Annotated in this window: 13 protein-coding genes and 2 riboswitches; of the genes, 4 read left to right on the top strand and 9 right to left on the bottom strand. The window is 67.5% G+C overall.

Annotated features, from left to right (window positions below; all coding sequences use genetic code 11):
• Positions 1-57 precede the first annotated feature (57 nt).
• Positions 58-1092: an ABC transporter ATP-binding protein gene (locus H0T81_RS11000; RefSeq protein WP_294013017.1), complete on the top strand. Its 1035-nt coding sequence runs from the start codon at positions 58-60 to the stop codon at positions 1090-1092.
• Positions 1093-1155: 63 nt separating this feature from the next.
• Here H0T81_RS11000 and H0T81_RS10995 read toward each other — a convergent pair whose 3' ends face one another.
• Positions 1156-1614 (bottom strand): NUDIX domain-containing protein, encoded by a 459-nt coding sequence (locus H0T81_RS10995; protein ID WP_294013014.1) that lies wholly within the window; start codon positions 1612-1614, stop codon positions 1156-1158.
• 133 nt (positions 1615-1747) lie between these two features.
• Here H0T81_RS10995 and H0T81_RS10990 point away from each other — a divergent pair, with 133 nt between their 5' ends.
• Together H0T81_RS10990 and H0T81_RS10985 are read left to right on the top strand one after the other, a co-directional pair.
• The gene (locus H0T81_RS10990) at positions 1748-3031 is read left to right on the top strand and encodes an O-antigen ligase family protein (protein WP_294013011.1); all 1284 of its coding nucleotides are present in this window, start codon (positions 1748-1750) and stop codon (positions 3029-3031) included.
• A 23-nt stretch (positions 3032-3054) separates the two neighbouring features.
• Positions 3055-4269 carry a serine hydrolase gene (locus tag H0T81_RS10985; protein WP_294013008.1) on the top strand — a complete coding sequence of 405 codons (1215 nt, stop codon included), beginning with the start codon at positions 3055-3057 and terminating at the stop codon, positions 4267-4269.
• On the opposite strand, the gene H0T81_RS10980 is transcribed toward H0T81_RS10985, so the two are convergent.
• From H0T81_RS10980 to gcvT, 8 genes are all read right to left on the bottom strand, one after another.
• Complete coding sequence (locus H0T81_RS10980) at positions 4255-5262, bottom strand: aspartyl protease family protein (protein WP_294013006.1); 1008 nt, start codon at positions 5260-5262, stop codon at positions 4255-4257. The genes H0T81_RS10985 and H0T81_RS10980 overlap by 15 nt on opposite strands.
• 92 nt (positions 5263-5354) lie before the next feature.
• A complete protein-coding gene (locus tag H0T81_RS10975; RefSeq protein WP_294013004.1) occupies positions 5355-5768 on the bottom strand; it encodes a PilZ domain-containing protein in 414 nt (137 codons plus the stop codon).
• Positions 5769-5803: 35 nt separating this feature from the next.
• Positions 5804-6454, bottom strand: coding sequence for a DUF938 domain-containing protein (locus H0T81_RS10970; RefSeq protein WP_294013001.1), 651 nt, complete (start codon positions 6452-6454; stop codon positions 5804-5806).
• Between the two features lie 16 nt (positions 6455-6470).
• Positions 6471-8081, bottom strand: a complete 1611-nt coding sequence (gene gcvPB, locus H0T81_RS10965; RefSeq protein ID WP_294012998.1) for an aminomethyl-transferring glycine dehydrogenase subunit GcvPB — start codon at positions 8079-8081, stop codon at positions 6471-6473.
• Positions 8078-9436, bottom strand: coding sequence for an aminomethyl-transferring glycine dehydrogenase subunit GcvPA (gene gcvPA, locus H0T81_RS10960; RefSeq protein ID WP_294012995.1), 1359 nt, complete (start codon positions 9434-9436; stop codon positions 8078-8080). The genes gcvPB and gcvPA overlap by 4 nt, the downstream gene beginning before the upstream one ends.
• Positions 9436-10200 carry a class I SAM-dependent methyltransferase gene (locus tag H0T81_RS10955; protein WP_294012992.1) on the bottom strand — a complete coding sequence of 255 codons (765 nt, stop codon included), beginning with the start codon at positions 10198-10200 and terminating at the stop codon, positions 9436-9438. The genes gcvPA and H0T81_RS10955 overlap by 1 nt, the downstream gene beginning before the upstream one ends.
• The gene (gcvH, locus tag H0T81_RS10950) at positions 10182-10553 is read right to left on the bottom strand and encodes a glycine cleavage system protein GcvH (protein ID WP_294012989.1); all 372 of its coding nucleotides are present in this window, start codon (positions 10551-10553) and stop codon (positions 10182-10184) included. The genes H0T81_RS10955 and gcvH overlap by 19 nt, the downstream gene beginning before the upstream one ends.
• Positions 10550-11665, bottom strand: coding sequence for a glycine cleavage system aminomethyltransferase GcvT (gene gcvT, locus H0T81_RS10945; RefSeq protein ID WP_294013019.1), 1116 nt, complete (start codon positions 11663-11665; stop codon positions 10550-10552). The genes gcvH and gcvT overlap by 4 nt, the downstream gene beginning before the upstream one ends.
• A gap of 170 nt (positions 11666-11835) precedes the next feature.
• A riboswitch (glycine riboswitch) is annotated at positions 11836-11929 on the bottom strand.
• A 4-nt stretch (positions 11930-11933) separates the two neighbouring features.
• Positions 11934-12035: riboswitch (glycine riboswitch) on the bottom strand.
• 87 nt (positions 12036-12122) lie between these two features.
• Here gcvT and H0T81_RS10940 point away from each other — a divergent pair.
• A complete protein-coding gene (locus H0T81_RS10940) occupies positions 12123-12515 on the top strand; it encodes a hypothetical protein (protein ID WP_294012986.1) in 393 nt (130 codons plus the stop codon).
• The last annotated feature ends 18 nt before the right edge of the window (positions 12516-12533 follow it).

Raw genomic sequence — 12533 nt, 5'->3', positions numbered from 1 at the left:
CCGCGCGCCCCGCCTGGACGAGGGCGCCCGAACCGCCTCCGGCGGGAGGCCGACCCCATGACCGACACCGAGAGCGACGGCAACGGCAGCGAGCCGCTCGTCAAGGTCGACAATCTCGTCAAGTACTACCCAATCTACGGCGGGCTCTTTCGTCACAAGCTGGGCGACGTGAAGGCAGTCGACGACGTCAGCTTCGAGATCCGCGAGGGCGAGGTCCTGGGCCTCGTGGGTGAGTCGGGGTGCGGCAAGTCAACGCTGGGGCGGACCCTGATCCGCCTCCAGCCCGCCACATCAGGGGAGGCATCCCTCGCTGGCGAGAGCATCTTTGCCAAGCGCGGGAGTGACCTGAAGCGCATGCGCCGTCGGATGCAGATCATCTTCCAGGACCCCGTTTCGTCACTGAACCCGCGCATGCCGGTGAACGACATCATCGGCGAGGGACTGCTGGCCCAGGCCGACCGCGAGAACGGATGGCGCAACCGGAAGGCCCGCGACGAGCGCATCGGCCTCTACCTCGAGCGCGTCGGCCTGCGGCGCGACTACGCGCGGCGCTACCCGCACGAGTTCTCTGGAGGCCAGCGTCAGCGCATCGGGATCGCTCGCGCCCTCGCGCTCGAGCCGGACTTCGTGGTGTGCGACGAGCCGGTGTCGGCGCTCGACGTCTCGATCCAGTCGCAGATCCTGAATCTGTTGAAACGGCTGCGCAAAGAGATGGGGCTGACGATGATCTTCATCTCCCACGACATCTCGGTGGTGCGCTATATCGCCGACCGGATCGCGGTCATGTATCTCGGCCGAATCGTCGAGCTCGGCGAGGCCGAGACGATCGTCGACGATCCGTTCCATATCTACACTCGCGCACTGATGAGCGCGATCCCGCAGCCCGATCCGCGCGTCGAGCGCAGCCGCCAGCGCATTCTGCTTCGTGGCGATCCCCCCTCGCCCCTCAACCCGCCGACCGGATGCCATTTCTGGCCGCGCAGCCCGGTCCCGCACGACGAAGAGATGAAACGCGTCGAGCCCCAGCTCGTCGAAATCTCCCCGGGTCATTTCGCCGCCAATTGCCCGTTCTGCCTGCAGCGCGCGAGCTAGTCCCGGCAGAGCAGCCCGAGCAGAGTAAAGCCGAACTTGAAGTTCGGTCGGAAGCGGACGCCGTCACAGCTTGGGCCGAAGCGCGCCAAGCCAGCCGGCCATCCGTGAAGAAAGGTCGCTCGGCAGCGAGTCGAGGTCGGCCTCCATCACCTCCTCCACCTCCCATGACCATTTCGGCCGGTATTGAACGTCGCGCACGATGAACAGCGACGCCCAGTCCTTCTTGTGGTCAACCTCCTCCTCGAGCTCGCACGCCAGGTCGAGGCTTCCATGAGAAGTCATCCCGATCTCTTCGCGCAATTCCCGCAAGACAGCGTCCCGAGGATTCTCCGTTTCCTTCCTGCCGCCTCCGGGCAGACGCCACCCTGGTGCGTACCGAAGCTTCACCAGGATCGCCCTGCCCTGCGGAGTCAGCGCCAGAGCATGAACCCCAAAGCTATTCGGACGCCGGACGAACCAGCTGAGCTTGAGCAAGCTGTGAGCGGCCCGCAGGAGCAGCCGGAGTGCCTTGTCGACCAACATCGTAAACAGAAACCTGCGCGGAGCCGGATCGGTCCGTGCGAGCCGCAAGGGAAGTTACTCACGGAAGCTCCTTCAATGCACCGCGAAGGGTGGAAAGGCAGACTCCACGACCCAACCGCCGTAGAGGCGCGGGATGCGTCCGCCGGCCGTCGTATCGAATCTCGTCTGGGCGATGATCTTTTCGCTGGCCTTCATGCAGCCGGCGATCCCCTTGCTCGGCTACATCACCGTGCCGACCGACTTCCTGTTCGTCGCTTTGTGTCTCGCGTGGTTGTGGGCCCTCGGCACCGGTCGCTCCGCCTTCACGTGGGACAAGGCTTTTGGGTGGCTGGCCCTGTATTTTGCCGCGGTTCTGGCCTCGGTGATCGCTTCGGATTCCCCCATGCGGAGCGCGCCGGCGCTGCTCAAGAACCTGTACCTGCTCAGCCTGCCGGTGATCATCGTCAATCTGGTTCGAACCCGCGACGATTTCCGGACGGCGATCCAGTGGTGGCTCGCGGGAAGCGCGGTCGTCGCGCTGGTCGGCGCGGCCAGCCTCGCGCTCTTCCTGGTCGATCCCGCCAGCCCTCTCCTCGATTACACTCGCTTCCACTTTGGAACGCTTCCGCCCGGTAACTATCCGCGGCTGCAGCTGACGTTTTTCAACGCCAACATGGCCTGCAATTATTTGACCGTTTCGCTGGTGCTGCTGCTGGTCGCGCGCCGGCTCGACTGGGTCGGCCGGCGGCTTTTCGCCTGGCTACTTGCCGGGTTTGTCCTGAGCGCCGCGCTGACTCTGTCGCCGGGGCTCGGCGGAATCGTGCTGGCGATCGGCGTCTGGGTGTGGCTGCTCGAGCGCAAGCGCCGGCCCGCGCTCGCCACGATGGTCCTGTGGGGCAGCCTGCTGGCCTCGCTGCTGTTCGTCGTGGCGATGGCGGTGACCCCGATCATCCACCCGACGGCGCCGTTCCTGATCCAGCTGCCGTTGGGCATAGAACTCGCCCCGGCCGGGCGGCTGATGATCTGGATCGACGCCGTCCGGAACTTCATCGCCGACCCACTGCTCGGCCGCGGCATCGGCATGGACCCCGTCGAAGTCCGTTACCTCAGCCCGTCCGGCGACCTCCAGACGCTCACGGAAGCTCACAACAGCTTTCTCAACATCGCCGTCCAGTGCGGGATCGTCGGCCTCGCCGCCTTGACCGCGCTGGTCGTCTTCGTGCTGCGCCGGTCGCTTCCGCTGCGGCTGCTGCCCGGCGACCGCAACGTCGCGATCGTCGGCCTCGGCCTCGCCTTCCTGGTCGCCTTTGGCTACGAAGGCCTTGGCGGATCGTTCGAGGACGCTCGCCATCTCTGGGTGCTGTTCGGACTGTTTGTGGTCGCCTGGAATCTCGACTCCCCGGATGACCCGCCCCAGCGAACAGTCCAGACAGACTGACTGCGGGTTGCTACGAAGGTTTGATGCGACTCATGACCCTGCCGCTGATCCTGTCGCTGGCCGCCTGCGTCCCAGCCCTCCGCAATCAATCGACGCTCGCCGGGGCCAAGCCCGTGGCCGAGACGGGGGTCGCCTTCGACCGCAACGGCGAGCGCGGGAGTTTCGCCGTCGGCCTCGCCGATCCCAAGACCGGGCGCGCGATCACGCCCGACGATCCGGTCCGGGTCGCCTCGATCAGCAAGCTCGCGGTGGCGATCGGAGTGATGCGCCTCGTCGAACAGGGCAAGCTCGACCTCGACAGCGACGTCTCGGGGCGGCTCGGCTGGAGCCTGCGCAACCCGGCCTTCGCCGATCGCCCGATCACCCTTCGAATGCTGCTGTCGCACACCAGCTCGGTCCGCGACCACGACGACCAATATGCAATTCCCCTCGGCGGCTCGGTCCGGGGGACCATGGCGGAGCCCAGCTCGTGGGACCTCGAGCACGGCCCTGGCGCAAGCTATTTCACTTATTCGAACCTCAACTTCCCGATCATCGCCTCGATTGTCGAGCGGGTGACCGGCGAGCGATTTGACCTCTGGATGCGGCGTGAAGTGCTCGAGCCGATGAAGCTCGACGCCTGCTTCAACTGGCCGACGTGCAGCGACTCCGCGGTCGTCAAAGCGGTGGTTCTGATGCAGGACGGGAAAGCCGTGCGCGACGACCTCGACGGCAAGCGCCCCGACTGCCCGGTGTTCGTCCGGGAAGGCGAGCCGTGCGACCTGTCGCGCTGGCGGCTGGGCGAGAACGGCGCTTTGTTCTCGCCTCAAGGCGGGCTCCGGATCTCGGCTCGCGGGCTCGCCCGGATCGGCCGAATGCTGCTCAACGGTGGAACGCTCGACGGCACTCGGGTGATCTCTCCGCAGTCGGTGGAAGCTCTCCTGACCCCGGTGTGGCGGTTCAACGGGGGCAACGGGGACACCGATCAAGGCTTCTATTGCAGCTACGGGCTGGCGACCCAGCAGATCCCGACCCGCGCCAGGGGCTGTAACGACGACCCGGCACTCGACGGGGTGGCCCGGGTCGGTCATGCCGGCGACGCCTATGGGTTGCGGTCCGGGCTGTGGATCGACCGGGCTCGCGGCACCGGGGTCGCTTATTTCGTCACCGGCCTGCCCGAGGACCCGCCGCGCGGCAGGAGCTCCTACCGCGCCGCCGAGGAAGCGGCGTTCAGGCGCGCGCTTTCACTGCTGCGCTGACCATCCGTCGAGCGCCCTGCGGCGCTGCGCCATCACCGCCCAATCGAGGCTGCTCTGCTGCGGGACCACCATCCGCAGCTGCTTCTTGGCGAAATCGATCGACACCCGGTCGAACGCGCGCATCGCATTCATCCCGAACAGCACCGCTGGCCGATCCTCGAGGTTGAGGCTTCGAAAGATCGGCGCGTCGGAGAACAGGACGACGAGATCCTTGAGGATGACGTCGCCGATTTCGACCCGCTTCAAGGTGAAGGCTTCACCGACCAGCAGTTGGCCGGTCACCGACATCATCTCGACCCGCTCTCCCTCGCCGAGCCTGCCGCGCGCCTCGAGCTTGGCTCGAAGGGCCGGATTGCCCATCGTCAGCTCCGAGCCGGTGTCGAGGACCACGGTCATCGACACATCGTTGGCCTGCGCTTTGGTGACGATCAAATGGCCGCGCTTCAGCTTGCCGCGAACGATGATCGCGTCGCGGTCCTCGCGCTCGATGCGGCGCGCCGAGGGCACGATCGAGATCATTCGGGAGCGAAAATCGAACAGCACCCGTTGCGAGCGCAGCGAGTCGACTCCGAGAATTCCGTCGGCGCCCATGTGCATCCGCTCGAGCAGCGGCGCCTCGACGCTTCGGACCCTGGTGCTGGTGAGCTCGAGGTGCGGGACGTTCGCGGTCCGCACGGGGGTCATTCCGGTGACGCTGTGCAGGATCGCCATTGGGCCGCTCGTCAGCCCGAGCTCGGCCGCCACCGCGGTCGAGACCGCCGTCCGGTCGGCGCCCGTGTCGACGAGGAAACGATAGCCCCTGCCGCCGACCCGCACCGCGATCGTCATCCGGTCGTGGCGGTCGTTCCGGAAGGCGATGTCCTCGGTGATCGTCGTCCGGTCGATGTCCGGCGGGCCGGGAATTGTGTCCATGACCGTCGTCGCCGGCTGCGCGGCGGCCGGCGCCGCGAGGGCGATGGCGACCAGAAATGTCCAGCTGACGGAGGCTCGCATGGCATGTCCCTTCGCTCACATGCTACGCCTCCCTCCCGCAAGGCGCAACGAAGCGGTGGTAAACTCGGCGCCGACAGCGGGGCGCCGAAAAGCTACTCGCCGAGCGAGTCTCCCCACGGGGTCCAGGCCCAGCTCTCGGCCAGGCGCCGCTCATCGGCCGACATCTCTCGGCGAGCGAGCGCCGGACGGCGGTAATCGACCGGCGCACGGTAGCGGGGCTTGGGAATATTGCGGAGCACGTCTTCCTGGGCGATCGGCCTGCAGAAGGCGACGCCGGCGTGATTTCCGTCCACCCAGGCGACGCGGCTGCTGACGCTCAGCTCGTTGCGCCGGAACAGCACTTCGGACCCTTCGACCGGCAGGCCTTCACCTTCGACCAGCGCGCCTTCGGTCGACAAATTGCGCAGCTTGACGGCAAGCGATGCTGCCGACACCTCGATCGAGGCCGCGAGAAGCACGTTCGAGCGGCGCGAGCGTCGATTCTGGTTCATGGTGCTCTCGTCCATGGTGCCGCCGTAGCAGCCCGATGGTAAAACTAGCTTTAACGGGGCGCCGAAGAATTGCGCTGCAGAAGCAGCATCAAATTGTTCGCCGGCATCTGCCGAGTCTCGATGAGCTCGAGGCCGCGCTCGCGCGCCGCGGAGGCAAATTCCTCGACCCGGCGAAGGCCCCACTCCGGATCGCGGCGCCTGAGATCGGCGTCGAACTCCAGATTGCTCGGCGCAGTCGGGGTCGCATCGGTCAGCCACGGGCCATAGAGGATCAGCGACCCGTTCGCCGGCAGCAGGCGCGCCGCTCCCTCGAGCAGGCCGAGCGCCGATTGCCACGGGCTGATGTGGACCATGTTGATGCTGAGCACCGCATCCGCGGCCTCGATCGGCCAATCGGGCTCGCTCGCATCGATCAGGATCGGCGGCCGGACATTGGGCAGGCCGGCCGCTGCCCGCCACGCGGCGATCGACTCCAAAGCGTCCGGGTGGATGTCGCTCGGTTGCCATTCGAGATTCGGGAATCGCTCGGCGAATAAGACCGCATGCTCGCCGGTGCCGCTGGCGATCTCCAGCACCAGGCCGCTCGCGGGAAGCCAGTCGCTCAGGACCTCGGCGATCGGCTCCCGGTTGCGCAGCGCCGCCGGGGCCGACCGGCGCGCGTTGTCGTCCGCCGGCGCCTCATAGAAGCGGCGCTCGCTCACGAAGCGGCGCCGATGGTCAGCGGTCGCCCTTTTCGTGCGGAGTCGGCTCGTCGGCGGCTTCGGGCACCAGGTGTTGGTAGGTGAGCACCGGCTTTCGCGCCGCGAGGGTCTCGTCGAGCCGCCGCCGCGGAGCGTGGACCGGAGCCGCTTTGAGGGACTGGTCGCCCGCCTTGGCCCGCTCGGCGATCGAGCGCATCGCGACGATGAACTGGTCGAGCGCGGCGCGCGATTCGGTCTCGGTCGGTTCGACCAGCATCGCCCCGTGGACGACCAGTGGGAAATACATGGTCATCGGGTGGAAGCCTTCGTCGATCAGCGCCTTGGCGAGATCGATGGTGCCGAGGCCTCCTGAAAATCCGCGGTCCGAAAAAAGCGCTTCGTGCATGCACGGGCCGCTCGCCGCGAACGGGGCGTCGAGCACGTCCTCGAGACTTCGAAGCACGTAATTGGCGTTTAGGACCGCGTCCTCGGCGACCTGGCGGAGCCCGTCGGCGCCATGGCTGAGGATATAGGCGAGCGCTCGGGTGAACATGCCCATCTGGCCGTGGAAGGCGACCATCCGGCCGAAACCGAGCGGATGCTCTTCGGCCGCGCCTTCTTCCTCGACCAAGCGGTAGCTGCCATCGGGATAGCGCGCCGCCCATGGCAGCGGCCCATAGGGCGACAGCGCTTCCGAGACCACGACCGGCCCGGATCCCGGTCCGCCGCCGCCGTGCGGCGTCGAAAAGGTCTTGTGCAAATTGATGTGCATCGCGTCGATGCCGAGGTCGCCGGGCCGGACCTTGCCGACGATCGCGTTGAAATTGGCGCCGTCGCAATAGACGAATCCGCCGGCCGCATGGACCGCCTCGCTGATCGCGATCATGTCCGGCTCGAACAGCCCGCAGGTGTTGGGGTTGGTGATCATCAGCGCGGCGACGCCATTGTCCCGCCCGCCCGCGCCGAGGCGCTTCCTGAGCGCCTCGAGGTCGACCCGCCCGGCCGCGTTCGCGGGGATGTTCTCGACCCGATAGCCGGCAAAGGCCGCGGTCGCGGGATTGGTCCCGTGCGCGCTCTCGGGGACGAGCACCACTTCGCGAGCGTCGCCGCGGGCCTCGAGCGCGGTGCGGATGCACAGCAGCCCGCACAGCTCGCCGTGGGCGCCCGCCTTGGGGCTCATGGCGACTCCGTACATGCCGGTCAAAGCGAGCAGCCATTCGGCGAGCTCGTTGATGACTTGCAGAGCACCCTGGACGGTGTCGACCGGCTGCAGCGGATGGATGTCGGCAAAGCCCGGCAGCCGAGCGATTTTCTCATTGAGGCGCGGATTGTGCTTCATGGTGCACGAGCCGAGCGGGAACAGCCCGAGGTCGATCGCGTAATTCTGGCGGCTCAGACGCGTGTAATGGCGGACCGTCTCGGGCTCCGACAGGCCGGCGAGCCCGATCGGCCGCGAGCGCTCGAGGCCCCCGAGGCGATTGGCCGAGGCTTCAACGTCCTCAAAATCGACTCCGGTGGTCTCGGTGTCGCCGATCTCGAACAGCAGCGGCTCCTCGAGCATCAGCGCCCGGTTGCCGGTGGTCGTGTCGCCCGTGACCTGCTCGGTGGCGGGGCTCGAGGGCCGCCATCCCGACGGATTGACGGTCATTGGACCACCTCCTTCAGGCCCGCTTCGAACGCGGCGATGTGCTCGTCGGTCACCGTCTCGGTGACCGCGACGACCAGGCCGTTCGCCAGTGCGTCGGCCCCCGGGTAGAGCCGGCCGAGCGACACCCCGCCGAGGATCCCGCGGTCGGCGAGCTCGCGCACCGCCGGCCGCCCCTCGACCGGCAGCCGAAGCGTGAATTCGTTGAACAGGCCGTCGTTGACCAGGCTGACTCCGGGGATCGCCGCCAGCCGCTCGGCCGCCGCGACGGCGCGGGCATGATTGATTTGGGCCAACCGCCTGAGCCCCTTTTCGCCGAGCAGGGTCATGTGGGCGGTCCAAGCGAGCGCGCACAGCACCGAGCTCGTGCAGATGTTCGAGGTCGCCTTTTCGCGGCGGATATGCTGCTCGCGGGTCGACAGGGTGAGGACGAAGCCGCGCTTGCCTTCGGCATCGACCGTCTCGCCGGCAAGCCGGCCGGGCATCTGGCGGACGTGCTTTTCACGGCACGCGAACAGGCCGACATAGGGCCCGCCGAACTGCAGCCCGACGCCGATCGACTGGCCTTCGCCGACGACGATGTCGGCGCCCATCTCGCCCGGCGACCTGATCAGCCCCAACGCGACCGGCTCGGTGACCACCGCGATCAGCAACGCTCCAGCCGAATGAGCCGCTTGCGCGATCGGCGCGAGGTCGGTAATCCGACCGAGGATGTCGGGATACTGGACGACCACCGCGCTGGTCTCGCCGTCGACCGCCGCGATCAGCCGCTCGGAGTCGGTCTCGGCGGTCAGCTCCGGAAGCGCGGTGTCGAGCTCATCGCCGGTGAACCGCGCCATGGTGTTGGCGACGCCGACATAATGCGGGTGCAGGCCCGACGAGATCACCGTCTTCGTCCGCCGAGTGATCCGCCGAGCCATTCCGATCGCCTCCCAGCAGGCGGTCGAGCCGTCGTACATCGACGCATTGGCGACTTCGCAGCCGTACAGCCGGGCGACCTGGGTCTGAAACTCGAACAGCACCTGCAAAGTGCCCTGCGCGATCTCGGGCTGGTAGGGCGTGTAGCTGGTCAGGAACTCGCCGCGCTGGATAATGTGGTCGACGCTCGCCGGGATGTGGTGGCGATAGGCGCCGCAGCCGAGGAAGAAGGGCGCCTCGCCCGCAACCAGATTCTTGCGCGCCATCGCCGTCAGCTGCCGCTCGACCGACAGCTCCGAGGCATGGTTCGGAAGGCCGGCGATCCCGTCCGTCAATCGCGCCGCTTCGGGGACGTCGCGGAACAGCTCGTCGATCGACCCGACGCCGATCACTTCGAGCATCGCGGCCCGGTCGGCGTCGGAAAGGGGCAGGTAACGCATCAGACAAGCTTCCTCATGACGAAGCGGAGACGGACGTAATCGGCGGTGTCGGTGGCAAGGCTCGCCGCGACCGCGGCGCCGATCTCGGAGCGTTCGGCCTCGGGCACTCCGGCGCGGTCGAGCCAGCCCTTGCGGAACGTCGTCACCCACTGGGCGATCCCATGCTCCAGGGGCGTCGGCCGCTCGATCAGCCGGGCATCGATCCGCTCGAACCCGGCGGCTTCATAGACGGCGGCCAATTCCTCCGGCGACGGGTACCAGTTGGAATGCTCGGTCGGCGGAACGTAGCCGCGGATCACCAGCTCGGCATCGAGCGCCTCGCGCAGCCGGGCGAGGTTGCCCTCGCCGCCCATCTCTCCGGCGAACCGGCCGCCGAGCTTCAGCGCCCGGAAGATGGCGGCAGCGACGCGCTCCTTGTCGAGCATCCAGTGCAAGGCCGCGTTGGAAAAGGCGGCGTCGAAGGACCGGTCGAATTCCATGTCGGCGGCGTCGATCAGCTCGGCAAAGACGCCCGCTGCCCGAGCCGCCTCGATCAGCTCGGGCGAGCTGTCGATTCCAACCACTTCGGCGCCGCGGTCGATGATCTTCAGCGACAGCGCCCCGTCGCCGCAGCCGACGTCGAGGATGCGCTCCCCCGGGCGCGGGTCGAGCAGGTCGAGCGCCGCCATCCCGAGTTCGGGGACGAAGCTTCCGACCCGCGCGTAATCGCCCGAATCCCATTGGCTGGTCGAGGCGAGCCCGGCGCTCAAAGCGTCTTCGCCCATTCGCGATAGGCGGCTTCGTCCATCAGCCCCTCGACCTCGCCCGAATCGTCGAGCTTCAGCTTGAAGAACCAGCCCTCGCCTTCAGGATCGCGGTTGATCAGCGCCGGATCGTCGGCGAGCGCGGCATTGCCCTCGATGACTTCGCCGCCGACCGGCGAATAGACGTCCGACGCCGCCTTGACCGATTCGACCACCCCGGCTTCCTGGCCCTTGGCGACCCGCCGCCCGGCCTCCGGCACCTCGGCGAAGACGATATCGCCCAGGGCCTGCTGCGCATGGTCGGAGATGCCGACCGTGGCGACGTCGCCCTCGACCCGAATCCATTCGTGCTCGCGGGTGAAATAGAGACTCATTGGCTGGCTCCCTTGCGGTGGTAGCGGTGAGGGACGAACGGCAGCGGGGCGACGCGCGCATCGAACAATTTGGAGCGCTGCTCGAGCTTCAGCCCGCTGCCGACTTCGGCCAGGTGGCTGGCGACATAGCCCATCGCGATCGGCCGTTGCAGCGAAGGCGAGAAGCCGCCGCTGGTCACCCGCCCGACTTCATTGCCCTCGGCGTCCAGCACCCGGGCGCCCTCGCGCACCGGCTGGCGTCCGTCGACCTCGAAGCCGACCCGGCGCTGCGGCGGGCCGTTCTCGATCTCGGCGAGGATCCGCAGCGCTCCGGGGAAACCACCCTCGGCGCGGCGGCGTTTCTGGATCGCGAACTGGAGCCCGGCCATGACCGGCGTCGTCTCGCTGTCAATGTCGTGGCCGTAGAGCGGCAGGCCGGCCTCGAGCCGAAGCGAATCGCGCGCTCCCAGGCCGACCGGCTTGACCGCATCGTCGGCCAGCAGTGCGTCGGCGAAGGCCGCGGCCGCGACTGCTGGAAGGGAGATTTCGAAGCCGTCCTCGCCGGTATAGCCCGAGCGGCTGATCCACGCCGGATGGCCCTCGATCCGGAACGCGCCGCCCTCCATGAAGCTGAGCTCGCCGACGCCCGGAGCGAGCTTGTCGAGCGCTTCGACGGCTCGTGGGCCCTGGAGGGCGAGCAACGCCTGCTCCTTCATGTGATCGACCACCACTTCGCGCGGCAGCCGCTGCTCGAGGACGGCGAGATCGGAATGCTTGGTGGCCCCGTTGACGACCAGGTAGAAGTCGGTGCCGCGGCGGGTCGCCATCAGGTCGTCGATGATCCCGCCGTGGTCGTCGAGCAGCAGCGAATAACGCAGCTTCATGTCGCCGAGCATCTTGAGCTCGCCGGGCAGCAGCGTTTCGAGCGCGGCGTCGACGTTTTTGCCGTGGACCAGCAGCTGGCCCATGTGGCTGACGTCGAACAGCCCGGCGCTTTCGCGAGTCCACAGATGCTCGGCGATGATGCCCTCGTACTGGACCGGCATCTCATAGCCGGCGAACGGGACCATCCGGGCGCCTTGGGAACGATGCCAGCTGTCGAGCGCAAGCGTCTGGATTTGCTCGGCCGGCACGCCTTCGCCGCCGTCGGGATCGCCGCGAAAAGGCTCGCCACGCGCCTGGTGCTCGTCGGTCGGGCCCCCGTGAACTTCCCGGCTCAATGGACTTCTCGGCTCATCGGAATGCTCCAGCGACAGGTGACGACAGCCAACGCGCGAAGGCCGCGCATTGCCCATCGCCCCCTTCTGTCACTGTGACCTGAGAGCTTTCCCCCGGACAATCGATCCGGGGTTGCACCTTCGGTGGCCCCGGCCTTGACGGCCGGAACGCTTTCCAGACTGTCAGGCGCGCGCGGTCCTTTGGCCTGAGAGATTCCGGGGGCGGTTGCTCCTTCGGCGGCGACTTGCCCTTGCGAGGCAAAGCGCACTCTCCCGCGCGGCCTTCCGGCCCAGGGGCCGGAGACGGCGCGGAGCCTTGGCCGCGCCGATGCATTGAGTCAACGGCACTCCGTTCAACAGGGGAACTGGGAAGATGATTCGAACTCTCGCGGGGCTCGCTGCCGGATTAGCGGTCGCACTCATCACGATCGCCGCGGTCGAAGCGATCGGCAACCAGCTATTCCCGCCGCCGGCTGGCTACGACATGACCTCGGGAAGTTCCGAGACGCTGCCGTTCGAGACCCTGGTCTGGCCGGCAATCGGCTGGTTCCTGGGAGCGGTCGCCGGCAGCTGGGTGGCGATTCGAGTGTCGGGCGAGCGGTGGGCGGGCTGGGCGATCGCCGTCTTCGTCCTCGCCGCGACGATCCTCAACCTGGTTCTGATCACCCACCCGCCATGGATGATTGTCGCCGGTGTGATCGCGCCGGTGCTCGGCGCCTGGATCGGGCAAATGCTGCCGAAAGGAAGACCGATCGCCGCCGATTAGCGGGTCGCGTTGTAACGC

It is taken from the genome of Sphingomonas sp. (genome assembly GCF_013812825.1).
GTDB lineage: Bacteria > Pseudomonadota > Alphaproteobacteria > Sphingomonadales > Sphingomonadaceae > Sphingomicrobium.
The sequence above is the reverse complement of the archived record's forward strand: the minus strand, read 5'-3'. Positions and strand labels throughout refer to the sequence as shown.

Coding starts and splice junctions, on each gene's coding strand:
- gcvPA (WP_294012995.1), bottom strand. CDS start 9,436: ATGCGTTACCTGCCCCTTTCCGACGCCGACCGGGCCGCGATGCTCGAA.
- H0T81_RS10985 (WP_294013008.1), top strand. CDS start 3,055: ATGCGACTCATGACCCTGCCGCTGATCCTGTCGCTGGCCGCCTGCGTC.
- H0T81_RS10940 (WP_294012986.1), top strand. CDS start 12,123: ATGATTCGAACTCTCGCGGGGCTCGCTGCCGGATTAGCGGTCGCACTC.
- H0T81_RS11000 (WP_294013017.1), top strand. CDS start 58: ATGACCGACACCGAGAGCGACGGCAACGGCAGCGAGCCGCTCGTCAAG.
- H0T81_RS10980 (WP_294013006.1), bottom strand. CDS start 5,262: ATGCGAGCCTCCGTCAGCTGGACATTTCTGGTCGCCATCGCCCTCGCG.
- H0T81_RS10975 (WP_294013004.1), bottom strand. CDS start 5,768: ATGGACGAGAGCACCATGAACCAGAATCGACGCTCGCGCCGCTCGAAC.
- gcvH (WP_294012989.1), bottom strand. CDS start 10,553: ATGAGTCTCTATTTCACCCGCGAGCACGAATGGATTCGGGTCGAGGGC.
- H0T81_RS10995 (WP_294013014.1), bottom strand. CDS start 1,614: ATGTTGGTCGACAAGGCACTCCGGCTGCTCCTGCGGGCCGCTCACAGC.
- H0T81_RS10955 (WP_294012992.1), bottom strand. CDS start 10,200: ATGGGCGAAGACGCTTTGAGCGCCGGGCTCGCCTCGACCAGCCAATGG.
- gcvPB (WP_294012998.1), bottom strand. CDS start 8,081: ATGACCGTCAATCCGTCGGGATGGCGGCCCTCGAGCCCCGCCACCGAG.
- H0T81_RS10990 (WP_294013011.1), top strand. CDS start 1,748: ATGCGTCCGCCGGCCGTCGTATCGAATCTCGTCTGGGCGATGATCTTT.